Origin of the sequence: Janthinobacterium sp. GMG2, assembly GCF_033949445.1 — a bacterium.
GTDB lineage: Bacteria > Pseudomonadota > Gammaproteobacteria > Burkholderiales > Burkholderiaceae_D > Janthinobacterium > Janthinobacterium aestuarii.
Window position 1 is genome coordinate 1 of record NZ_JAXAWA010000019.1, and the last position, 1391, is coordinate 1391.

1 rRNA gene is annotated in these 1391 nt (G+C 51.3%); it reads right to left on the bottom strand.

The window, feature by feature from the left end:
- Positions 1–41: 41 nt before the first annotated feature.
- Positions 42–1391 (bottom strand): 23S ribosomal RNA (locus SKZ59_RS28105); the annotation flags it as partial.

A 1391-nucleotide genomic window follows, 5' to 3' on the forward strand; every position in this document is an offset into this window, starting at 1 on the left:
CAACGTTGTACCGTCTTATCCTCTGTACCTGCTAAGGTTATAGGGACAAGCCGTACGGGCAATTAGTACTGGTTAGCTTAATGCATTACTGCACTTCCACACCCAGCCTATCAACGTCCTGGTCTCGAACGACCCTTCAAAGAGCTCAAGGCTCTGGGAAATCTCATCTCAAGGCAAGTTTCCCGCTTAGATGCTTTCAGCGGTTATCTCTTCCGAACTTAGCTACCCGGCAATGCCACTGGCGTGACAACCGGTACACCAGAGGTTCGTCCACTCCGGTCCTCTCGTACTAGGAGCAGCCCCCTTCAAATTTCCAACGCCCACGGCAGATAGGGACCAAACTGTCTCACGACGTTTTAAACCCAGCTCACGTACCACTTTAAATGGCGAACAGCCATACCCTTGGGACCGGCTACAGCCCCAGGATGTGATGAGCCGACATCGAGGTGCCAAACTCCCCCGTCGATATGAACTCTTGGGAGGAATCAGCCTGTTATCCCCAGAGTACCTTTTATCCGTTGAGCGATGGCCCTTCCATACAGAACCACCGGATCACTATGTCCTACTTTCGTACCTGCTCGACTTGTCAGTCTCGCAGTTAAGCACGCTTATGCCATTGCACTATCAACACGATGTCCGACCGTATCTAGCGTACCTTCGAACTCCTCCGTTACACTTTAGGAGGAGACCGCCCCAGTCAAACTGCCTACCATGCACTGTCCCCGATCCGGATAACGGACCAAGGTTAGAACCTCAAACAAACCAGGGTGGTATTTCAAGGTTGGCTCCACGAGAACTAGCGTCCCCGCTTCAAAGCCTCCCACCTATCCTACACAGATTGGTTCAAAGTCCAATGCAAAGCTACAGTAAAGGTTCATGGGGTCTTTCCGTCTAGCCGCGGGTAGATTGCATCATCACAAACATTTCAACTTCGCTGAGTCTCGGGAGGAGACAGTGTGGCCATCGTTACGCCATTCGTGCAGGTCGGAACTTACCCGACAAGGAATTTCGCTACCTTAGGACCGTTATAGTTACGGCCGCCGTTTACTGGGACTTCAATCAAGAGCTTGCACCCCATCATTTAATCTTCCAGCACCGGGCAGGCGTCACACCCTATACGTCCACTTTCGTGTTTGCAGAGTGCTGTGTTTTTATTAAACAGTCGCAGCCACCAGTTTATTGCAACCCTTTCACCCTCATGGAGTAAACCAATCAAGCTACCGGGGCGTACCTTTTCCCGAAGTTACGGTACCAATTTGCCGAGTTCCTTCTCCCGAGTTCTCTCAAGCGCCTTAGAATACTCATCTCGCCCACCTGTGTCGGTTTGCGGTACGGTCTCGTATGACTGAAGCTTAGAGGCTTTTCTTGGAACCACTTCCGATTGCTTCGTG